Source organism: Polymorphobacter sp. PAMC 29334 (assembly GCF_019431245.1).
Taxonomy (GTDB): domain Bacteria; phylum Pseudomonadota; class Alphaproteobacteria; order Sphingomonadales; family Sphingomonadaceae; genus Polymorphobacter_B; species Polymorphobacter_B megasporae.
The window spans coordinates 603,293-625,197 of the sequence record NZ_CP080243.1 but is presented as its reverse complement, the minus strand read 5'-3'; the positions used below and the strand labels follow the sequence as shown (position 1 = coordinate 625,197).

Sequence of the window (21,905 nt, the reverse complement as noted above, 5' to 3'; positions counted from 1 at the left end):
CACGGCGCACCTCATCGTTTGATTGAGCAGACGCTGGCATCGACCACGGAAAACGTGATGGATCTGCTCAGAGATCGACGACGTGCGCGGGACCGTCCACCGTCTTCAGGATGTAGCCCCAATCGGCCGCGGGGTGCGAACCCCGCAACGCGGCGAGCGAAGGGGCGTCATGCGTCACTATGATCGTGACACGACGCCCGGCAGCCTTCGCCGCCTCGACTATCCAGACGAGCGTTTGGAGGTCGGGATTGCCGTGCTTGCCGTTCGCCGAGATCACGTAGACGTCGGCGGTCACTCTCTCGAAAAATCCGGCGTCCGCGTTGCGGTCGCTGCCGTGATGCTGGACCTTGAGCAGGTCCAGAGCGATCCTACCGTCGACCAGCAGACCGGCGGCCTCGAGACCCTGCAGGATGTGATCGCCCCGGGCATCGCCCGTCAGCAGCATGCGCCGTCCATCGGCTTCTGCGAGAAGAACGACGCTGCTTAAGTTGGGCACACTTCTGTCGGCATTTGCCAGAGCAGCGGCATCGGCCATGCGGTCGCCATGGTCAGCGATCCATCTCAACCAGGCGGTCCGCAGTTGACCGAGGTTGGCCGCGGTCGGACCGACGACGGTCAGCCTGACGTCGGCCAGGTCGACGGCGAAGCGCGCCGAGCCGTCCGGGCGGATGACGCCACCGGCGAACGCGGCATTCACCGGTACGCCGATACGCGCGGCGCTGCGCCTCAGGCGGGCGCCTTCGGCGATGCCGAAGAAGCTGTCGGCCGTGCCCCTCATCTCCATCTGCTGCGATCCGGCAACGTCGAGGATCGCCTGCAGACCTCTCCCGACCGCCCCTTCCGGGGTGTCGACGGTATCGGCGAACGAATTGTGCCACAGGTCGCGAACGACCAGCGCATCCGCTCCGTCGGCGTTGTCGCGTTCGATCTCGGCGAGCAGGTCGAGCACGCCGACAATGTGATCAGCGTCGATATGGCTGACGAGGACGACGTCGAGCGTCCCGCCGGGACCGATCACAGATCGGATGTACGGTCCGGCGACGGCATTCCACGTCCCGGCCGGACCCCCGTCGATCAGCATGCGGCAAGGACGGTCGCCCCCCGACTCGAGAAGAAGGCAGTCGCCTTCCTCCGCCCTGATCGCATGAAGCCTCACTTAGCGGCATTGCTCGTGAAATCCATGATCGAGCCCGTGGCGACGAGGGCGAACGACTGCGGAGGGAAGAGGATGTTCGATGCCACGACGGAGATAATGTATGTGCCAGTGACCATGTCGGTCACGCGGACGGACTGCACGTTGTTTCTGGCGTCGCGTGATACGAATGGTCCGAGGCCGGCGAGCGCAGTCGGCAGACAATGTGTCTGCGGAATGTCCTGGTTCGAACTCCACTTACGCGGTGTCCCAACCTCGTCGACCACTAGAAGAAGTGAGTTCTGCACGCCGTTCGCAGGAGGATCTGTCCAAACGAGGCAGAGGCGAAGCTCGCCAGGATCGGACGTGCGCAGTGTCCACTGACGCATCTCACCCGACTCTTGGAAGTCTAATTCGGGTTGACGCAGGGTGTCGATAAAAACCAGACACATCGAGCTTCGTTCGTCGTCAGGCAGCGTCCGTCGCATGTCGAGCCGGCCGAACCCCTGATGGTAGTTAGGCTCGCCGACTGGCGCGGCCACTGCGTCGACATGCGTCAGACGCTCGGTGCCGTTGACGAGCGTCGCTCTGAGCAGCGCGGCCGACGGGATGTGCCGACGTCGCATCGTGAAGTACTGGCGGACCAGCGCTGCCGCACCCGCGACGAGGGGCGCCGCCATGCTTGTTCCTCCCATGAAGGCGTAATGCGGATTGTGCGGGTAGGCGCCCCAGAAGTTCCGCAGCGGCGCCGACGCGGATCTGGTGGAGGCGATATCGGTACCGGGGGCGACGAGGTCCGGTTTCAACACGTCGTTGTCGACGGGCCCGCGACTGCTGAAGCCCGCGATTGCCGACGCGTTGCCAGACACCGTTTCCGTGGCGATCGGATCGTCGGGAAACTGGATCGACCACATGCTCCGCCACGTCATGCGCGAATAGCCCCCGCTGCTCCTGTCGCTGCGACTGGCTCCCACCGTTAGAGCGTTCTTCGCAGACGCCGGCGTGGCGATCGAAGGATATTCGACGAAGCCGCGAGCGGAGTTGCGCTGCGCGGACGGACCGACATGGCAACTTCCACTGTTTCCGGCCGCGATCACCGCCAGAAAGTCAGGATGGTCGTGCACGAACTTGTCGACCCGGACGGCGTTCGCCCCGTACCTCGATTCGAGAAAAGCTCCCCAACTGTTGTTGTGGATACGGACACCGGCGTCGTAGGCGCTCTGAAACAGGGAGCCGATCTCTTTCGGTAAACCCCCAAGACGTCCATTGGCATCCAGAAGCGACTGGAAGTAGATCGACGCTCCCGGCGCCGCACCCCGGAGCACCCCCCCCGAGGCGATGCCGGAGCCGGCGATCGTCCCGGCGACGTGCGTGCCGTGTCCGTTGGGATCGCCGTGATCACCAGGCCGTCCGAGTGCCTCTATGCCTACGATTCGCCCGGCGAAATCCGGATGAGCGTCGTCTATGCCCGTATCGGCGATGCCTACTATTTGCCCGGAACCGTCGAGTGTCGTCGCGACGTCTGTTCGTCCCGGCGTTCGCAGCCCGACGATCAAACCCGCCGAATCGTTCATCAGTTTCGGCGGAGCGGACCTTTGAAGCCGCGACACGTCGGGTATGTCGGCGACGCGCCGCAGATCCTCGCCAGCACCGGCGAACCTGACGCTGCCGGCATCGCTCGAAATTACGTGGCCGCCCAACTCGGTGATCTCCCGCACGACCGCGCGCTCGTCCGCGTCGACGTGAAGAACCGCCTCGAACTCTTGGAGGGCGTTCGGCAACGTCGTAGCCGCATCGGAATCGACGATCTTGTCGTCGATGCCGTAGGTGCGGACATCCGAGACGAAATCGAGCGCCCTAAGCCGCGCAGCCGACTCCGCCTTGAGGACGTATTCCTCCGAGTCGATCCTTTCCACAATCCGGACACCCGCATCCAAAAGCCTGCGCTTCCTGTCCGGCGTGATCGATCCCGTCACGCGGCCGATCAAGTAGTTGCGTCGACCGTCGGAGCGCTCCACCTCGAACGTCGGTCCAACCGGCGCCCCGAAGAACGCGGGACCGGCCGGCTTTGCGAACATCTGAACTCCCGGCGGCGCACGCACCTCCGCGGCCTTGCCGTGCAGGGCATCTCGTATCGACCCCAACGCCAGTGCGGGATCTGCGACGACCGGCTCGATCGAAATGCTGGTCAACCCCAGATCGACGATGGCGAGAACACCATGGTCGTCAGCCGTGCCTTGGCTGAATCCCCTCAGCCGTTCAGCGTTACGCAGGAAGCCGCGAGCCACGGCCTCGGAAACGAGCGCGTCGTCGCCTTTCGTCAAAGTGTAGACCTTGACCATGTACACCGCGGCGGACTCCCAGCAGATTTCGAATGATCTGCTCGACAGGCGGCGACAAGTCCAGTGAAAGCGGTGACGATTACGGATCGAATCGAGCCATAATTCGGAACTCGCGTGACGGACGCCGGCCTTCTCAAGATCGATCACGTTCATCAGGTCGCATTGCGATCTTCCCGGATTCTGAAGGCAGGCATCCGGATCGACGGCCATGGCGTTAACGACGAACTTGCACTGGCGAAGATCAGCCGCACTGCGGACTTTCTGGTCCGAAACCGCCCGGTAGACGTCGAACCGCGGCGGTACAAACACCAGCGTCGGACACCGGCGCAACGCGATGACGGACGCCATCGCCGAGCGGACGCCGAAGACCCTCGCCTCGTAGCTCACAGCAGCGACGACGCCGCGCGCCTGGGCGCTCCCGATCGCGACCGGCTTGCCACCGAGCGACAGGTCATCACGCTGTTCGACGCTCGCGTAGAAAGCGTCCATGTTGATGTGAATGATCTTGCGCGTCGTCATCGCGCTAATGCGCGCGATCAACCCCGACATCGAGATCGCCGACCGCCCAGCCTGCGAGGAGATCGTCATCGTAGCGGGCTTGACGACTTCGCCGACCGTACCGAGATCAGCCTCTTCGTCCGGTTGTTCTGGGAACTTGCATTGAACCACGACGTCGTCTCGAGCCTACCGCCCGGCACCGTCATGCTCGCCGGTCTCTGCGGCGAAGACGCGCAGCGCGGACGGCGGACGCGATGGCACCAGGTGCCGCGCTGATCCACGGTGGCAGGATCGCCGTGGACGATTTCCTCGGCGATCCCGACCTGCTGGTGCGGCGTGGCGACGGATATCATCCGACCGCGACCTAGACCGGACCAGACGCCCGCAACCCAGTCGAAGACCAGGTAACAGGCGCACGAGGCGCGCGATGGCGTTGCGCCGGGTGCCTCGCTGCGACTGTGGCCCAGTCTCCCTCGTGCGGGAGACCAGGTTGGGCGCTTCTAAGAGACGTCAGGTTGCAAGGCGCCGGTCGAGGAATTCCAGCATCGCCTCGCCGATCTGCGGACCGTGAGTTTCGAGGGCGAAATGCCCGGTATCGAAGAACCTGATCTCTGCGTCCGGGATGTCGCGTCGGAACGCTTCGGCGCCCGGGGGCAGGAAGAAGATGTCCTTACTTCCCCACACGGCAAGCAGCGGCGGCTTGTAGGTCCGGAAGTAGACCTGCCACGCATCGTATAGTGCGACGTTGGTGCGGTAGTCGTAGATGAGGTCCAGCTGGATTTCGTCGGTGCCCGGTCGTTTGAAGTAGGCGATGTCGAGAGTGTAGCCATCCGGCGAGACGAGCGCTTCGTCCGCCCCAGTCACGTATTGCGTGCGGATCGCGTCTGGTGTCAGCGCCGCCCGGACCGCGTTGCGGCTCTCTGCCGAAGGCTTCTCCCAATAAGTCTGGTACGGACCCCACGCCTTGCTCAGGCCCTCGGCATAGGCGTTGCCGTTCTGACTTATGATGGCGGTGACGCGCTCGGGATGTGCAGCCGCGAGCCGGAAGCCGGTGGGGGCGCCATAATCGAAGACGTAAAGAGCATAGCGCTTCAGCTCGAGCGCCTCGGTGAAGCACTCGATCGTCCGGGTGAGGTTCTCGAAGGTGTAGTCGTACTCGCCTCGGGGCGGCGCCTGGGTCAACCCGAAACCCGGGAGGTCTGGGGCGATCACACGGTACCTGCCCGCGAGCTGAGGGATCAGATGGCGAAACATGTGGCTGGTGGTCGGATAGCCATGCAGCAGCAATACGACGGGGGCGTCCGTCGGCCCTGCTTCCCGGTAAAAGACATCCACCTGCCCGACCTTCTGGGTCCTGTACCTCACGGTCATCGCATCTCGTTCCTTTTCATCGAAGACCTTAGTTCGGCCGTTTGAGCGCGGAGGGAAAGCTGTGGCTCGGACGGGGCGGGCGATCACGGCCGCCAACCCGATTGAGAGTATGGCAAGGGACGCGCGGCGGGAGAGGGAAAATCGGGGAGCGGTTCTCATGTTCAATTCTCTATCTCTTGCTGGCGCACGCACCGCGGTCCATGCTTCGCGTTCTCGATGTCCAGCGCGCCCGCCCGCCGTATGCAGCTCAACGGGAACGCGGTGCGGCGGCGGGCCGAAGACGGGTGGTTCCGCCAGCCAACTGCTCATGCAACCTGCACACCCTTCCAGAATGCAACTCGATCCTTGATGTCAGCAACAGCCGGGAATGGTTCGGGGTAATACCACGCAGCGTCTTTGTTCTCGGTGCCGTGAACGACGACTTTGAGATATCTGGCAGTTCCTTTCCAAGGGCATTGTCTCGTCGTCATGCTTTCCTTGAGCAGCTCGACCCTCACGGATGCTCTCGAGCAGTGTTGGTTGCCCTCGACGACGATAGTATCCTCGGCGTCGGCGGCGACTTGCCCGTTCCACATGGCTTTGACCATTTGAACCTCCGCGTACCCTCAGATCTGCCGCAGTCGGCTTCAGCGTTGCGTCCGGCGAGCGGGTGCCCGGTGGAGCGCATGGCTTGATACGCTGACCAGGCACTTCCAATTCGCTTCGGTACTGCTCCCGGTTACACCCTGGCGGCCCAAAGATTGGGAATGGCGCCTCACCCCCTTCAGGCGTAATCTTTTCGCCAGCGCAAGCGAAGATGCAGGCACGCCGTAATTGTCGTCAGACGCATCGGCGGCCCTGTCTGCCCAAGCAGGCTGTGCGCTTCGTTCATCCGCTTGGCCGACGCATCGCCCCAGCGCTCGATTGTCGTCAGGAAACCGATGCCATCGGAATAGCTCGACTTCGTCAACTCCGCTGGGCGTCGCATCGCCGCTCGCCTCGACCGGCCAGCGGGACAACCGACGGCCTTCGCCCTGTTTGCCCACTGCTTCGCCTGCGACAAGAACTCGACGGCCGCCGTCCGGATTGCACGTGCTCTGACCGGCGCGGGCATAGCGGTGCCGAGGTTCGACTTTACAGGTCTCGGTGAAAGCGAGGGTTCTTCTTCAGCGAGAGTGGCTTCGCCAGGCGAGCGAGTTCGACGCTCCGACAAAGGCGACGCTCGATCGGGGTGGGCGGGCATCAAGACGCCGAACGAGATGCCTTGACCGACCGCCATCCGTCCGCCTGCCGCGCCGACCGGGTGGGACGGCGGCACAGCGATGTCGTGCACTCAGGCAGCGATGATGCCGCAGATGCCCGCAATCGAACCCTCTGTGCCGGCAGCACGGTTGCGATCCTCTCGGTCAGCCCGGCTCCCGGATCGCCGGCGGTCGAGATCACGGATCTTACCTGGCCGACCAGCAGCGCTTGTTGGTGCCCCATCTCCGCTGGGAGGAGTTTTGGGCTTTCGTCGTGGCTGTGCCCGTCACGCCAGTAGGCCGGCGGCCAACCTCCGAAAGACCTCTATCGCCTTTGGCAGAGCAATTCGCGGCTCGTCATCCGCCGCGACCCACAGAGCTGCATTTAAGGCGGCGCCACTAAGGAGGCGGGCGGCCGCCGCGGCGTCGACCCGGCGGATAACACCTTCGCAAATGAGCTTGGCGACGGCCTGCTTGGTCATTGCCAAGCAAGCATTTTGGCTCGGCCAGCGGGAGGGATCGCCAAGGAACGCCGGGCCGTCTAGAAGCACGATGCGCTGTACTTCCGGGTCCAGTGCCATCTCGATGTAGGCCTCGCCTTCCGCGAGGAGGGCTTCCCAGCCAGTTCCCGCCAACGCTCCTGCCGCCCGCGCGCGCTCAGCCATCTCGTCGTCCACCTGCGCGACGACGGCGGCGAGCAGCCCCGTCTTGCCACCGAAGTTGTGGTAGAGCGCGCCCCGCGTAAGCCCCACCTGCGCGGTAAGGTCATCCATCGACGCCGCGGCGAAGCCCTTTTCGGCGAACGCTCCGCGAGCGGCCGAAATCAGCTTGGCGCGGTTCTCCTCCACCGTATCGACGCGACGTCTCAAGGCCGCAGCGCCTCGACCTCACATGATGGTCGAAAAGCATTTGACATACGCAGCGTATATTCGTTAATTGCCATACATGCCGTATATGAGATTGTTGGTCACCAGGCAAACGCTTGTCGTCGGCGACAAGCTCGACCGCCCTTGAAACGGTTACAGAGGATTCAACCCATGAAGCTACGCGATGCGATCTTTCCGGCGTCTCGACACGCCCTCTACGAGGCGCACGGCTATTCCGCGGCGATCCGCTCCGACGACCTCCTGTTCGTCTCCGGGCAGGTCGGCAGCCATGATGACGGCTCGCCTGAACCCGACTTCGCCGGCCAGGTCCGACTGGCATTCGCCAATCTGGAAGCCACGCTCTCGGCCGGAGGATGCGGGTTCGACGACATCGTTGATGTGACGACGTTCCATACCGACCCGGAAAAACAGTTCGAGACGATCATGGCCGTGAAGGCCGAAGTGTTCCGGGAGCCCCCCTATCCGACGTGGACCGCGATCGGCGTCAACTGGCTCGCCGGTTTCGATTTCGAGATCAAGGTGATCGCTCGGATTCCGACGCGGCGCTAGCGTCAAGACTCAAGCCCGATCGTACGGCGTGGAAGACCGCGGCTTGCGCCACATCGATGCACCTCGGCGAATTCAAACCGAGGACCGGCACCCTGCCGTACTGTGGATTTCCCCGCGACGTCGCTCGCCGGCTTGGCTCGCGTGCCTTCAGCCCGCGCCGCCGATCACGGAAACCGGTCGGCAGGCAGGCGTCCCAGCCGAGGTGACCGCACCCGGCTTCGGCGCTGGCAAGCGGGGTTCGCTTTATCGGCGAGCGAGAAAGCGGTCCGCCGTGCGTAGCGACAACGCCATGATGGTCAGAGCCGGGTTGACGGCCAGGGCGCTCGGAAAGACCGAGTTGTCGCAGATGGTCAGGTTCGCGACGTCATGGGCACGACCATCGGCGTCCACCACCGACGTTGCGGGATCGTCGCCCATCCGCGCCGTACCGATGGTATGCGCGTATCGATCGAACGCCCAAATGTCATGAGCCCCCGCTTCGCTCCAGATTTCGCGCATCAACCGTTCGGCATGTCCCGTCATCCGCCGCTCGTTCTCACCTGCACTGAACGTGATCAAGGGTTTGGGCAAGCCACGGGAATCGAGCTCCCCGGACAGGGTCAGCGCGTTGCAATCGTAGGGTAGACAGTCGCCGAGGATGTTGATGCCCGCGACGTGGTTGTAGCCTCGCATATGCTCCTTGAGGTCTTCGCCCCAGAGGCCACGTCCTCTGGCGACCTGGACCGCGTAGGTGAGCGGCATGACGCCGATCGACTGAAGCAGATAGCCACCTGCGAAGTCCGCATCGGGTGCGCGATGGGTATCCTCGGAGATCAGCCCGCCGGGAATGCCCTTGTAAGGACGCGTCGCTCCGTCGAACTGACCCCAGACCTGGATGCCGGTATGCGCCATGAAGTTGCGCCCGACCTGGCCACTCGAGTTGGCAAGTTCGTTGATTAATAGCAGTCTCGGCGTTTCGACCGCTCCGGCGCAGAGGAAGACGTGGCGGCAGCGCTGACGCTGGTCCTGCCCTTCGTGGCGGTAGACGACGCCTGTGATGGCGCCGCCGGCATCGCGTTCCATGCCGATGACGAAGCTCAGCGCTCGGATCTCGGCGCCGTGCATGACCGCCAATGGAATGTAGGTCACATCCATGCTCGCCTTGGCACCGGTCGAGCAGCCCGCCTGGCAGAAGCCGCGGTTGCTGCACGCCGGACGCCAGCCGTACCCGGGTTGATAGTAAGAGCCGGACAAGGCCGCGTTCGCGGCCGGCGACGTCCGGATGCCAAGCGAAGCGCAGGCCCGCTCCATCAACTGTGCCGCTGCATTCAGCGGCAGCGGGGCCAGCGGATAGGGCTGGTCTCTGGGCGGACCCCAAGGATAGCTGGCTGGCCCCGACACGCCCAGGAAGGCCTCGATCTCGTCGAAGTACCGGGCAAGGTCCTGATAGCCGATCGGCCAGTCCACACCGACGCCGAACTCGGTGTTCAGCTTGAAGTCGTCAGGTTGAGGGCGAGGTGTGTAGGCCGTGTAGTGGAGGGTCGAACCACCCACACCGATACCACTGTTGTTCTTGCCGAACTGGATCGGGTCGGCACCGGCGCTGAGACGCTCATCCATCCAGAACAGCTTGTTCTGCTCGGTTTCGTCCGTGGCGAAGTCGGCGGCCGGATCCCATTGCCGTCCGGCCTCGAGCGCGACCACGCTCAGACCCGCGGCGGCCAGCCGAGCCATGAGCGGCGCACCGCCCGCCCCCGTCCCGATCACGACCGCGTCGACGACATCGTTCGTGCGGTAGCGGATCACGCGGGACGTTCCGGCTCATGAGCAGCGCGCGCTTCCAGCTCGACGGCCTGCCAACCTCGTGCATCCGCGAACCCGGCATAGCCGATCTCGTCCAACGCCCCGGGTTGCGCGTAGAAGATGTCGACAAGTGTCGCCAAAAGCTCGTCGAAGAAGCGATCCGGCCTGATGCCCTCCCATTCGGGACCGGACACGCGATTGAACTGGATCGCGCGCAGGATCTCGTCCTGCTGCTCCTCGTCCAGCCCAGCGAATTCCCGGCCGAGGATTTTGTGGGCGGTGGCATTCAGCGCGGCCAGACCAAGCTCGAACAGCGTCGCATCATCCGGCATGTCCGCGTGCCGCCAACCGATTGCGGTCCCGGCGACCATCCGACGACGCAGTTCGTGTCCGAGGTCGAGCCCGGGCACATCATGTGGGATGAGGCGCGCCGCGACCGCATCAAGTATCGGAGCGACGTCGGCGAACGCGGTCTGATCAGGAGTGACGCGGTCGGTCCGCCGCCCGAGAGCAGCGGCCGTCGGTGGGGTCACCAAGGGCCCTGACAGCAACTTGGCGGATGTGCCCGGTGGGTAGACGGGATACCGCCTGCGGGATTCTACCATCGATTTCTCCGACTACACGTGAACAGCGAACTTTGCATGTTTTGAACGATGTCGGGACCGGCTTCCACGAGACCTCGCTGAAAAGCGCACGATAAGCCCGGCTACGGCACTCCACGCCTTAAAGGCGAGTTGAAACCTCTTTGCGATCGTGGACGAAGTGAGCGTCATGGTCGCCGACTTCGCCCAGTGTACATCTCCAGCGGCCTGGGCGGCGAGCCTCGGTGGACCGCAGGTCCCGTTCGCGGCGACCATCGGTAGGGACGGTGCCACCTTGCGCCGCTGGCGCGACATCGACCCAAACATCTCGCAACCGGCTTTCGATCAGCACTATCTCACCATCCATCTCGGCGGTCGTAAGCGTATCGTCAGACGAGGCGAGGGAAGGGCGCGTGAAGTCGACACCGAGGATGGCGCGATGTCGCTGATCCCGGCCGGCGCCGCGTACGAGTGGCGGACGTCCGGGCCTGTCGACTTCGCGCACCTCTATCTGCCGGTGAGCGCCGTCCGGCAAATCGGCATCGAGGCGTTCGGACGCGATGGCGGCTGGGGGATCGAGGACAGACTGGGGTTCGTCGATCCTCTGATCCGGTCGCTCTTCGTGACGATGCTGGCTGAGCTCGCGACGCCCGATCCGACGTCAGATCTGTATCTCGACACGCTCTACACCACGCTGATGGCAGCCCTATTGAAGGACCGTGCCGGTCGACTGTCGGCGACGGGGGCGCCGTTGTCCTTGACACCTGCCCGACTCCGACGGGTGTACGACTACATCGACGTTAATTTCGCGTCCGATATCGGTATCGACGAACTTGCAGGCGTCGCGGCGCTGAGCCGCTTCCATTTCAGTCGCGCCTTCACCGCGGCCAACGGTGCCGCGCCGTATGCCTATCTGACGGCACAGCGGATCGCCCACAGCAAGGTCCTCTTGGGCGATGCAAGTCTGGTGATCGGCGAGATCGCGCGGCAATCGGGCTTTCGGACACCGGGTCAGTTCTGTCGGATGTTCAAGAACGCCAATGGCATCTCGCCTCGGGAGTATCGACGACTGGCCCGGTGACAGTGCGTTTCGTGCGCGAAACGCGCGTGTCCTGCGGTTACTTCCGGTTCGTTGGCACCGCGGCGACCGGACACAGGTTGACGGGGCGAATAACAGGAACCGCTCAAATGAAACTACATATGTCGATCTTACTGTTGGCCAGTATTGCGCAACCCGCGCTGGCGAAGCTGGCACCCGAGGCTGTGGCGCTTGTCGATACGGCCGCACGGGAATCCGGTCGGCCGGCCTACACCCCCGAGAACGGTGTCAAGTTCACGAAGCAGCAGAACGTCTTCGTGAGGAGCGCGTTGGCGGTCGACTTCACCTACCGCGCCGCAAGCGTCACCCTGCCTCTGTTTCGGGGCAAGGCGCCCGACGGGAGCGACGTCTTCTACATAATCACGGACACCTCGGACTTCGAAACGGCCAAGCGGATGGGCCTCAACTACGCCCCGAAGATGGCCAAGGTCGTGGGAACTCAGGGTGCCCAGACGGTGACGGTCGACAACGGCATCATGACGTTCCGCGGCAATGTCGACTTCTCGCCGAAATACGAGGTCACACCGGGAGATGCGCCGACCTTCTTCCCGCCGAAGTCGTTCACCCCCGGTGCCAGGGGCGACGCGGAATGGTCGTCGATGGCGGTCCTGCCCAGTGGCGTCGTGCTCAACGTCCAGATGGTCCAGAACGCGAGCGGAGCGCATGATCGGATGAAGGCGATCGACCTGAGGAAGCGCACCGTGACGCTGTCGCTTCTGGACGGTGTCCAGAACGGCAAGCAGTACTACTACCATCTCGTCACCGACGTATCGGCGGATTTGCCGTCGGTGCTCGAAAAGGGCGTCTACACACCCCGATTGGCCATGGTCCCGGCATTCGGTAAATCTGAGCCCGGCGACAACTCGGCTCTCCTGGGCTTCTCGCCTGTTCTGAACGGCAGTACGCAGAAGGGTTCCGGCCAGGATCAAGGCTTCTCCACTTCGCTCGCGAACATGGGTATCGATCCGATCAACGTGTTTCCGCTGCCTCCGCACAACGAGGACGCGTCCAAGACGAACAACTACAGTCCGCTATGGGATGCTCACGTCAGCATGTGGACGGAGAAGGCGATCGCCCAGGGCAAGGTGCATCGGATCTATTCCCTCGATGAACTCAAGGCCCTGATCAAGTCGGGTATGATGACGAGTGCCATGATCAACCCGCCAGGGGCCACGAACGGTTTCGTCGGCGGTCTCCGCCCGACGAAGGCCATCATCAACTGCCCCGTGATCGCTCAGCCAGACCTGCCGAAGCAATAGCGTCGGGAGCTTCGTCGGCCTGCGCGTCAGATAAGCCAGGCCGGCGACGGACCGCGCACCCCTCCTCCCCTCCCTGACCGGGGGGTGCGCGGTCCCAATTCATGATGTGAGGTTGCTATGGGCGAAACTGTCGGAGACTTTGTCATAGAGCGCCTCGGAGAGTGGGGAGTAGATTTGATCTTCGGGTATCCCGGGGATGGCATCAACGGTACATTCGCAGCGCTTCAGCGCGTCAACTGCCCGATCAAATTCGTGCAGGTCCGGCACGAGGAGATGGCCGCGTTCATGGCCTCGGCCTACGCGAAGTTCACCGGCCGGATGGGTACCTGCATCTCCACGGGGGGACCCGGAGCGACACACATGATCACGGGTCTATATGACGCCAAGATGGACCACTCGCCGGTCCTTGCCATAACCGGCGGCGCGGCCCGCGGTGTCCGCGGTGCCGGATACCAACAGGAATTGAACCTTGACCGGATCTTTGCGGACGTCGCGATCTTCGCGCAGGAGGCGTTTGTGGCCGAGCAGGTCCCGCACCTCCTCGACCGCGCGATCCGTGTCGCGACGGCGTACAAGGGCGTCGGAGTTGTAGTGTTGCCGGCCGACCTTCAGACCGCAGCCTACCGTGATCCACCCCGCCAACACGGTTTCACTCGGTCGAGCAGCGGTTACTCGAAACCAAAGGTCGTTCCCTACGATCTGGACCTGCAGCGCGCTGCCGACATCCTGAACGCGGGCACGAAGGTCGCGATCCTCGTGGGTGCCGGTGCCATTGGGGCTCACGACGTACTTACGGAGGTCGCCGACAAGCTCGGTGCCGGCGTCGCGAAGGCACTGCTCGGCAAGTCCGCACTCGCGGACGACTTGCCGTTCGTGACGGGCACCATCGGACTGCTCGGCACCAAGCCGTCATCCGACATGATGGAGGCCTGCGACACGCTGCTCATGATCGGGACGAGCTTCCCCTGGGCCGAGTTCCTTCCCAAGACAGGGCAGGCGCGCAGCGTGCAGATCGACATCTCCGCCCACGCGCTCGGCATGCGCTATCCGATCGATGTGCCCCTGCATGGCGACAGCATCGAGACGCTCGAGGCCCTACTGCCGCTGCTGACGCGGAAGGAGGACCGCAGCTGGCGCCAGGGGGTCGAGAAGAGCGTAGCCGAGTGGTGGGAGCTGATGGACAAGCGCGCCCACGCCAAGGCCACCCCAGTCAATCCGCAGCGTGTGGTCTGGGAGTTGTCACCACGGCTCGGCGCGGACGCGATCATCACGTCCGATTCCGGCAGCTGCGCCAACTGGTATGCGCGCGACCTGCGGGTCAAACAGGGCCAGATGATGAGCCTGTCGGGTGGCCTCGCCTCGATGGGTGCGGCGGTACCCTACGCGATCGCGGCCAAGTTCGCGCACCCCGACCGACCGGTCGTCGCGCTTGTCGGCGACGGCGCCATGCAGATGAACAATATGGCCGAGCTGATCACCGTCCAGAAGTACTGGCGGGAATGGACTACGCCGACGTGGATTTGCTGCGTCTTCAACAACGAGGATCTGAACCAGGTGACCTGGGAGCAGCGGGTGATGCTCGGCAGTCCAAGATTCGATGCGACCCAGCTCATCCCCAACGTCCCCTATGCAAAATTCGCGGCGTCCATCGGCCTGAACGCGATCTACGTCGACAACCCCGAGATGCTCGGCGCCGCCTGGGACGAGGCTCTGGCGTGCGACCGGCCTACCGTCATCGAGGTCAAGACCGATCCCGAGGTGCCGCCGCTGCCGCCGCACATCAGTTTCGACCAGGCGCGCACTTTTATGAGCACCGTGCTCCAAGGCGACAGCGGCGGGGCGCATCTCGTGGTTGAGTCGGCTCGGCAGGTCCTTGCCGGTCTCCTACCGGGGGATCGACGCTGAGCGCGCCCGTACCCCAGCTCGTCTTCGGCCACTACTTCGGCGGCTCGGATCGTTCTTGGGCGCCGATGCTGCGCGAACTCGGGGAGCGACCGGTAGCCGCTCCGTTGCTGGCAGGCTTTGGCGGAACTCCGGCCGCGGTAGGCGGTCCCAGCCTTGACGGTTATGCCCGGCAGCTTGCGGCGGCAGCGCGCGGGCCCTGGATCGCAGTCGGCCATTCGATGGGGGCCAAGGTGGCGCTGGAGTCCGCGGTGTGCGGCGCACCAGGCCTGCTGGGCTTGATCCTGATCAGCCCGTCTCCGCCCACTCCCGAGCCGATCTCCGACGAGGCGCGTCGCAAGGCGCTCGCGGCTTGGGGCAACCGCGCCGCAGCGACGGTCAATCTGACGGCCATCACCGGCGGTGCGGTTTCTGCCGAAGTGCTGGCGCAATGCGTAGAAGACGAACTTAGCGTGGACGAGGTCACATGGCGCTGGTGGTACACGACCGGTAGCCTCGTCGACATCTCGGCAGCCGCGTCAAAGGTGAATCTGCCCGTGCTTGTGCTGACTGGCGACAACGACAAGGTGCTCGGTCTCGAAGTCGCCGTGGGCGTCACTCGACACTTCGCCAACGCAGCACTCGACATCATTCCCGGTGGCGGGCACCTGGTACCACTCGAGCAGCCTGGAGTGGTCGCCGGGCATATCCGCGAGTTCGCCTCGAGGCTTGCTGAACTGTCTGCGGCGTGAAGATCAACCTCGAGGATTTCAGGCGCATCGCCCGCCGCAAGCTGCCCCGCGCGGTGTTCGAATACATCGACGGCGGATCGTACAGCGAAATCACGCTCGGCCGCAATCGCACCGACCTCGATGCGCTGGCGATCCACGGCAGTGTAATGCGCGATGTGTCCGCGCTTTCGATCGGGACGACGCTTGCGGGCGACCCGGCGTCGATGCCGTTCGCGCTGGCACCCGTCGGGATGGCCGGACTCGCCTGGCCTGACGGCGAGATCGGCGCGGCGCGCGCCGCGGAGGCGTTCGGGGTTCCATTCTGTCTGTCCACCTTCTCCATCGCTTCGATCGAAGACGTGGCGGGAGCAGTGGGACGCCCGTTCTGGTCGCAGCTCTACATGATGAAGCAGCAGAGCGTGAATGAAAGCCTGATCTCCCGGGCCCTCGATGCAGGTTGCTCGGCGCTGGTGATGACACTCGACGTCCACGTCCATAGCCAGCGATGGGCCGACAACCGCAATGGGCTGACCTCGCCGGTCCGGGTCACCCCGTCCGGCCTGCTGGACATGGCGATGAATCTGCCTTGGCTTCTGCGTATGGCCGGTAGCCGCCGGTGGACGTTTGCGACCATGCAAGCCGAGCATCCCCAAGCGGCGAACGTGTTCGAACTTGCGGCGTGGGTGAACGCGAACCTCAATCCGTCGATCAACGCGGACGTCGTGCGTTGGGTTCGTGCCAGATGGCCGCGCAAACTCGTGCTGAAGGGCGTGATGGGTGTCGCCGATGCCAAGCTCGCAGTCGACCTCGGAGCCGATGCGATCATCGTGTCCAACCACGGTGGTCGACAACTCGACAGCGCGCCATCCTCCATCTCGATGCTACCTGCGATCGTCACGGCGGTCGGCGACGATGTCGAAGTGCTTTGGGACGGTGGCGTTCGCACCGGTTTCGATATCGTCAAGGCGATGGGCCTAGGTGCTCATGGCTGCCTGGGCGGACGCTCCTGGGCCTATGCGGTCGCGGCCGATGGCGGACGAGGAGTGAGCGATATGCTTAGTTTGATGCGCCAGGAACTGCTCGACTGCATGGCGCTGTCCGGGGTCACCGACATCCGTGCGTTGCCCGACGGGCTGGTGACAGGTCAACAAACCCGATGAGCCGGATCGAAGCCACCATCTACGCGGTTACGGACACGCCGCTAGGAAACGGCGCCTTCACGGCCGACGGGCGACTGGTGGTCAGTCATCACCCGATGTACGCGACCCGCCATCGCGTGTCGGTGTTCCTGCCGGACGGCTCTCTCGCCCCCTTCCCGAACGTCGAATGGAACACGCCGAACGACGACCCGATGACCTGGCTCGACGCCGTCCTCGGCCTGCACGACGACGCGGAAGGGCGGATATGGCTCGCCGACATGGGGACGCGGTCGAACATCCAGCCCAAGCTCGTCGTCTGGGACACCCGTCGCGACGCGCTGTGGAAGGTTATCCCGCTCCCACTCGCTGCGCTGACTCCGTTCTCGGAGCCGAACGACTTCGTCGTCGATGGGCCCCGCGGTAAAGTCTACATCGCCGACGAAGGTGCTGGCGGCGGTGGTGATGGTTCCCGCGCCGCCTTGATAGTCGTCGACATCGAGAGCGGGGCTGCGGTCCGGCGTCTCGAGGGGCACGAAGGCATCCTGGCCTCGCACGAGCCGCTCCTGATCGACGGCCTCAAAGTCGAACGAAACCGTCCAGACGGCTCTCGCGAACCGATCTTCGTCGGCGTGGACGGCATCGTCATGGACCGTTCCGGTGATTGGCTGTACCTCTCGCCGCTGAACGGCAGGACGCTTTGGCGACTGCGCGTCCGTGACCTGCTCGATACCGCGCTTGATGATGTCATGCTGGCGGCGCGCCTCGAGCGCTATGCCGACAAGCCGAATTCAGGTGGCATGTGCATGGACCGGAATGGTGACATCTACCTGACCGCCATCGAGAGCAGCGCGGTGGGGCGCATCAGGGCCCGGGACCGCAGCTACGACGAGATCGTCGCGCGGCCCGACATGTTCTGGCCCGATGGTATCATGGAAGGGCCCGACGGGGCATTCTACGTGGTCTGCACCCAACTCCCACGTTCTCCGACTTTGGCTCGACCTGGGGATCAGCCGGAACTGCCCTTCAAGGTCTTCCGCTTCGAAACCGGAGTGTCGCGGATATGAGCGAGCTTGGCCGCGGCATCGTCGCCGGCGTACTGGCGGCTTCGGTCACCAGCCTGTTCCAAAGCACCTGGACCGCGGCGCAGGTGCGACCCATTGATAAGCCAGCCGTCCCACCACCGCCGACCGAAATCGTAGCGGATCGGGCCGCCCAGTTGTTCACCGGGAACGCATGGCCATCGAGTACGCGGGCGTTCGCCGGCGAGGCTGTGCACTACGCCACAGGAGCGGCGATGGGCGCGGCCTATGTTCTAGGCGGCTCGCGCTGGCAGCGCGGTCGCGGTGTCGCCTATGGCCTCGGCTGCTGGGCAGTCGTCGAGGAACTCGGTCTCACCCTCGCTCGAATACGTCCCGCTCCGTGGCGTGTCGAACCGGCCGAACACGTCTTCGCAGCGACGTCGCACATCGTCTTCGGCCTTGCGCTCGATAGTTTCTTGCGCCTCGCCAAAATCGAATAGCCGCCGATCCCTGTTTCCACTATGTACCGCGCAATATCATTCAGGGAAATATCGTGAAGCTGGTTGGATCGTTTGCTGATTTCCTACGCGATACTGTGAATTTGAACCAGACGAGGATCGACGTTTTAGAAAGTAGTGTCGAGTCCATCAAGGATTTCATCAAGGATTCGGATTGGACGCCGAGAGTTTGGAAATTTGTCGAACAGGGATCATGGGCTCACGATACGATCATCAAACCCGTTGAGGGAAGTGAGTTCGACGCTGATCTTCTGGTAATCATTGATCCAGTCGAAGGATGGAGTGCTAGTGACTATGTGAAATCTCTGGGTGATGCATTTTTAGCTAGCGGACTTTACAAGAATAAAGTTGCCGTGTGGGAATACTGCGTAACTATCACATACGCCGGATCTCGGAAGATTGACATAGCGCCGTGCGTGCGTGGCCGCCTGAACGCTGGCGAACTCGAAGTCTGCAACGCGGACACGGAGAAGTTTGAGCGAAGCGAGCCGGTGCTGTACACCGACTGGGTCAAGGAGAAGAATGGGTATTCCGGCTCGAACTCATTCCGCAAGGTAACGAGATTGCTTAAGTATCTTCGTGATATCCAGCATGACTTTAATGTTTCATCCATTTTGCTGACAACGATGTTGGGCGAGCGCATCGAATGGAGTGATGAAGGCGCGACCGCCTTTGCAGATGTGCCTACAACTCTCAAGACTCTAATCAGTCGTCTTGATGACTGGATGTCGGCGAGACGACTTAAACCCGAAGTGCGCAATCCTCATTTACGGCACGAAGATTTTTCATCTTCGATGACGCAGGACGAATATACCGAATTGCGAGCGGTCATCAGCAATATCCGACAAGACGTTGATGCCGCTTATTCGACCAAAGGTCGTTTTGCCAGCATATCAGCTTGGCAGGAGGTTTTCGGTGTCGAATTCGCTAAGGGCGCCGCGATTCTCGCCAAGAGTTACTTGTCCGAGGAGGCGCGCTCCGATGTGGACGAGGATGAAGCGGCTCTCTTGGGGGGCGTGCTTGATGCTGGTCATGCACACGGCGATGCAATCGTTGACAGGATCAGTCGCTACGGGCGCTGGCTATGGAGCCCTTCGCTCGACCGCCCGGCGCACATGCGACCACCGGTTTGGGCTCGAGCCGATATCGTCAGCGACAGAGTCTACGTAACCGCGAAATGGAGCGCCGCACGACATGACCCCATGCGCAGAGAAATCGCCGATTTCGAGAAACTGCCACCACAAGGCGGCATCTGGTTCGACCTAAAGGTGAACGACGGAATTGTTCTCCCAGATGGTTACTTTGTTCGGTATCGCGTGACCAACACTGGTCGCGTCGCGCTGGCTTTGGGCAAAGGGCGCGGAGGGTTCGAAGAGCCTCAGGAGGGAACCCAGCGCTGGGAGGTGCTAGAGTTTCACGGAGTCCACTTGGTCGAGGCATTCGTCATCCGCAGACACGACAGCAAATTGGTAGGCCAGAGTTCGCCATTTCACGTCATGATCGACTAGGATATGACCATGGTTGAACCACCGTCTGAAGCACGTCGTCAATCGGACATAGCAACGCGGCAGAACAGTCCGGCTCTGCTCAGGCTCTTGAAAGCGCGACAGTGGCGTTGGCATGTCGCGAGAAATTGGCAGAAGGCACAGCTCGTGCTTCTCATCTTATTGCCTGCTGCAATCGGTACTGTGGGCGCAGTGCATCCACCTTGGAAGGCCGGATTGTCGGTGGTCGCATCGCTTTTGGCGTTAGTCGATATCGCGGTGATTGATAGGCGTTACCGAGAGGCGATCAAAACTGCCGCTCGGATGAGCGAAGTTTTCGATACATGCTTGCTCCATCTGGACTGGAATAAACTCACTACAGGAAAACATCCTACACCCGAAGAGGTTGACCGCGCATCTCGATCTTGGGATCGAAGCAGCTTAACCCAACCTCTAGAAAACTGGTATGCTCATAATATCGACTGTGCGCCGCTCGCACTGTCGAGAGCGATTTGCCAGCGAACGAACCTGACATATGATCGAGATCTTCGAAGGATCTATGCTACGGTATTAACTGTATGTGCCGCTCTATCCATTGCAGTTCTACTGGCAGTAGGCGTGTTCAACAATGCGCCGGTGGTCGAATTTCTCATTACTTGGTGTGTTCCGGTATCGCCATTCCTGTTTTGGATATTACGCGAACGCTGGCGGCAATTGGATGCGATCAACGCGAATGGTCCTGTCATTGAAGAAGCAGAACGCTTGATTGATGCCATGATAGTCGACCATTCCTCGGATCTGCGCTGCGAGCAGGCTTCACGTGAGCTGCAAAACGCCATTTTCACACGACGCTCAACCACCTACCTGATGGTCCCCGGGATTTACGGCCGGCGACGTGATGACTCCGAACAGGTAATGCGAGCGGCAGCTAGCTTCTGGCTCGAAAAAGCCGGCTTGGGTAACATAGCCGCGTAGCTAGCCGCTATGACTGGACGCCGGCGTCAAACTGAGCACTCGGCGACGCGTGTATCGGAGGCGGTCGCGAGCAGCGCCGATAATCGGTCGAACCCATGACGGCATCGAGGAGGTGTTGGCATGAGTGATCATCTGGTTGTCGGAGACACAGATTTGTCGGATCGAGCCGCACTTTTCACTATCGCACGGTGGGCCTAGGGTCGACCACCGACGCGTGATCAACGGGATCATCTTCGTGATCAGGAATTGCCTGCGCTGGTGCAATGCGCTCAAGGACTACGGACCGCACAAGATGATCTACAACCGCTTCACCCGCAGGAGCAGGTGGGTGCGTTCAACCGCATTTTTGCAGCGCTCGCTTGACCCGGTCAGACCCCTGCTTCTCGAGTCGCCACATCTCGGTGATGGCGTCCTTGAGCAACGTGTACTTGTCCGTTTTCGTGAGCGTCCTCCTTAGGCCTCGACCGTTCGGCGCGGCAGCACCCAGCTGGGCCTCACGAAATGGCAGGTATAGCCATTCGGCCGCCGCTCGAGGTAATCCTGATGCTCGGGTTCGGCCTCCCAGAAGTCGCCCGCCTTGCTCACCTCGGTGACGACGGTATCCGGCCAGAGGCCCGAGGCGTCCACGTCCGCGATCGTGTTCTCGGCGATCGCGCGCTGCTCGTCGCTGGTGTAAAAGATCGCCGACCGGTAGCTGGTGCCCAAGTCGCCACCCTGCCGGTCCTTCGTCGACGGATCGTGGATCTGGAAGAAGAGTTCCAGCAAGGTCCGATACGACGTCTTCGCGGGATCGAAGACGATCTCGATCGCCTCGGCATGGTTGCCGTGGTTTCGATAGGTGGCATTGGCGACCTCGCCCCCGGTATAGCCAACCCGTGTCGATACCACGCCGGGCCGGCGCCTTATCAGGTCCTGCATGCCCCAGAAGCAGCCGCCGGCGAGCAATGCGCGTTCTTCCGTCATGACATCGTCTCCACCTGACCGGCGTAGGCGCCGTAGCCTTCGGCCTCCATGTCGTCGCGATGGACGAAGCGAAGCGAGGCCGAGTTGATGCAGTAGCGGAGACCGCCTGCGTCTTGCGGACCGTCGGGGAAGACGTGCCCGAGATGGCTGTCGCCGTACGTCGAGCGCACTTCGATGCGCATCCTGCCGTGCGTGTCGTCGCGCAGCTCGTTGACGTTGGCAGGCTCGATCGGTTTGGTGAAGCTGGGCCAACCACATCCAGAATCGTACTTGTCGGATGACGCGAACAGGGGCTCTCCCGACACGATGTCGACGTAAATGCCGGGCTCCTTGTTGTCGAGATACGCGCCCTCTCCCGGGCGCTCGGTTCCGCTTTCCTGCGTCACGCGACGCTGTTCAGGAGTCAAGGCCGCGAGTGCCTCGTCAGTCCTACGATATTCAGGCATGCTGCACTTCCTTTCCTCGCTAATCCCAG

21 protein-coding genes and 1 pseudogene are annotated in these 21,905 nt (G+C 62.7%); 11 read left to right on the top strand and 11 right to left on the bottom strand.

The features are described from left to right. Window positions 1-67: 67 nt before the first annotated feature. From KZX46_RS06850 to KZX46_RS06825, 7 genes and pseudogenes are all read right to left on the bottom strand, one after another. The gene (locus KZX46_RS06850) at window positions 68-1,081 is read right to left on the bottom strand and encodes a hypothetical protein (protein WP_219775988.1); all 1,014 of its coding nucleotides are present in this window, start codon (window positions 1,079-1,081) and stop codon (window positions 68-70) included. Window positions 1,082-1,152: 71 nt separating this feature from the next. Continuing rightward, complete coding sequence (locus KZX46_RS22785; RefSeq protein WP_370647546.1) at window positions 1,153-3,210, bottom strand: S8 family serine peptidase; 2,058 nt, start codon at window positions 3,208-3,210, stop codon at window positions 1,153-1,155. A gap of 525 nt (window positions 3,211-3,735) precedes the next feature. Beyond that, a pseudogene (locus KZX46_RS22780) lies at window positions 3,736-4,023 on the bottom strand (DNA polymerase IV); the annotation flags it as partial. 459 nt (window positions 4,024-4,482) lie between these two features. Continuing rightward, window positions 4,483-5,343, bottom strand: coding sequence for an alpha/beta fold hydrolase (locus KZX46_RS06840; protein ID WP_216710315.1), 861 nt, complete (start codon window positions 5,341-5,343; stop codon window positions 4,483-4,485). Window positions 5,344-5,648: 305 nt separating this feature from the next. Then, entirely contained in the window at window positions 5,649-5,930 is a 282-nt protein-coding gene (locus KZX46_RS06835; protein ID WP_216710316.1) for a DUF427 domain-containing protein, read from the bottom strand. Between the two features lie 176 nt (window positions 5,931-6,106). Next, on the bottom strand, window positions 6,107-6,310 hold the full coding sequence (locus tag KZX46_RS06830; protein WP_216710317.1) for a hypothetical protein: 204 nt from the start codon (window positions 6,308-6,310) through the stop codon (window positions 6,107-6,109). Between the two features lie 540 nt (window positions 6,311-6,850). Then, the gene (locus tag KZX46_RS06825; protein ID WP_226896136.1) at window positions 6,851-7,432 is read right to left on the bottom strand and encodes a TetR/AcrR family transcriptional regulator; all 582 of its coding nucleotides are present in this window, start codon (window positions 7,430-7,432) and stop codon (window positions 6,851-6,853) included. A gap of 168 nt (window positions 7,433-7,600) precedes the next feature. On the opposite strand from KZX46_RS06825, the gene KZX46_RS06820 reads away from it, so the two are divergent. Further along, entirely contained in the window at window positions 7,601-7,999 is a 399-nt protein-coding gene (locus KZX46_RS06820) for a RidA family protein (RefSeq protein ID WP_216710318.1), read from the top strand. A gap of 243 nt (window positions 8,000-8,242) precedes the next feature. Here KZX46_RS06820 and KZX46_RS06815 read toward each other — a convergent pair whose 3' ends face one another. Continuing rightward, window positions 8,243-9,784 carry a GMC family oxidoreductase gene (locus KZX46_RS06815; RefSeq protein WP_226896135.1) on the bottom strand — a complete coding sequence of 514 codons (1,542 nt, stop codon included), beginning with the start codon at window positions 9,782-9,784 and terminating at the stop codon, window positions 8,243-8,245. Next, a complete protein-coding gene (locus tag KZX46_RS06810) occupies window positions 9,781-10,314 on the bottom strand; it encodes a gluconate 2-dehydrogenase subunit 3 family protein (RefSeq protein WP_216710319.1) in 534 nt (177 codons plus the stop codon). Before KZX46_RS06810 ends, KZX46_RS06815 begins: the two co-directional genes overlap by 4 nt. 238 nt (window positions 10,315-10,552) lie before the next feature. On the opposite strand from KZX46_RS06810, the gene KZX46_RS06805 reads away from it, so the two are divergent. The 10 genes from KZX46_RS06805 to KZX46_RS23460 all read left to right on the top strand — a co-directional run bounded on the left by KZX46_RS06805 (window position 10,553) and on the right by KZX46_RS23460 (window position 20,924). Then, on the top strand, window positions 10,553-11,443 hold the full coding sequence (locus KZX46_RS06805) for an AraC family transcriptional regulator (RefSeq protein ID WP_216710320.1): 891 nt from the start codon (window positions 10,553-10,555) through the stop codon (window positions 11,441-11,443). Window positions 11,444-11,562: 119 nt separating this feature from the next. Continuing rightward, window positions 11,563-12,720, top strand: coding sequence for a hypothetical protein (locus KZX46_RS06800; RefSeq protein WP_216710321.1), 1,158 nt, complete (start codon window positions 11,563-11,565; stop codon window positions 12,718-12,720). Window positions 12,721-12,894: 174 nt separating this feature from the next. Then, on the top strand, window positions 12,895-14,625 hold the full coding sequence (locus tag KZX46_RS06795; RefSeq protein WP_255602269.1) for a thiamine pyrophosphate-requiring protein: 1,731 nt from the start codon (window positions 12,895-12,897) through the stop codon (window positions 14,623-14,625). Window positions 14,626-14,690: 65 nt separating this feature from the next. Then, on the top strand, window positions 14,691-15,353 hold the full coding sequence (locus KZX46_RS06790) for an alpha/beta fold hydrolase (protein ID WP_216710323.1): 663 nt from the start codon (window positions 14,691-14,693) through the stop codon (window positions 15,351-15,353). After that, window positions 15,350-16,492 (top strand): alpha-hydroxy acid oxidase, encoded by a 1,143-nt coding sequence (locus tag KZX46_RS06785; RefSeq protein WP_216710324.1) that lies wholly within the window; start codon window positions 15,350-15,352, stop codon window positions 16,490-16,492. Before KZX46_RS06790 ends, KZX46_RS06785 begins: the two co-directional genes overlap by 4 nt. Further along, entirely contained in the window at window positions 16,489-17,535 is a 1,047-nt protein-coding gene (locus KZX46_RS06780; RefSeq protein ID WP_216710325.1) for an L-dopachrome tautomerase-related protein, read from the top strand. The genes KZX46_RS06785 and KZX46_RS06780 overlap by 4 nt, the downstream gene beginning before the upstream one ends. Next, window positions 17,532-17,990, top strand: a complete 459-nt coding sequence (locus KZX46_RS06775; RefSeq protein ID WP_216710326.1) for a DUF1440 domain-containing protein — start codon at window positions 17,532-17,534, stop codon at window positions 17,988-17,990. The genes KZX46_RS06780 and KZX46_RS06775 overlap by 4 nt, the downstream gene beginning before the upstream one ends. A 53-nt stretch (window positions 17,991-18,043) precedes the next feature. After that, window positions 18,044-19,516 (top strand): cyclic GMP-AMP synthase DncV-like nucleotidyltransferase, encoded by a 1,473-nt coding sequence (locus KZX46_RS06770; protein ID WP_219775986.1) that lies wholly within the window; start codon window positions 18,044-18,046, stop codon window positions 19,514-19,516. 9 nt (window positions 19,517-19,525) lie between these two features. Further along, on the top strand, window positions 19,526-20,467 hold the full coding sequence (locus KZX46_RS06765; RefSeq protein ID WP_216710094.1) for an S-4TM family putative pore-forming effector: 942 nt from the start codon (window positions 19,526-19,528) through the stop codon (window positions 20,465-20,467). Window positions 20,468-20,591: 124 nt separating this feature from the next. Next, a complete protein-coding gene (locus KZX46_RS23460) occupies window positions 20,592-20,924 on the top strand; it encodes a transposase (RefSeq protein WP_216710093.1) in 333 nt (110 codons plus the stop codon). On the opposite strand, the gene msrA is transcribed toward KZX46_RS23460, so the two are convergent. Both msrA and msrB read right to left on the bottom strand, forming a co-directional pair. Next, window positions 20,921-21,430, bottom strand: a complete 510-nt coding sequence (msrA, locus tag KZX46_RS06755; RefSeq protein ID WP_216710092.1) for a peptide-methionine (S)-S-oxide reductase MsrA — start codon at window positions 21,428-21,430, stop codon at window positions 20,921-20,923. The genes KZX46_RS23460 and msrA overlap by 4 nt on opposite strands. After that, a complete protein-coding gene (gene msrB / locus KZX46_RS06750; protein ID WP_216710091.1) occupies window positions 21,427-21,876 on the bottom strand; it encodes a peptide-methionine (R)-S-oxide reductase MsrB in 450 nt (149 codons plus the stop codon). Before msrB ends, msrA begins: the two co-directional genes overlap by 4 nt. Between the last annotated feature and the right edge of the window lie 29 nt (window positions 21,877-21,905).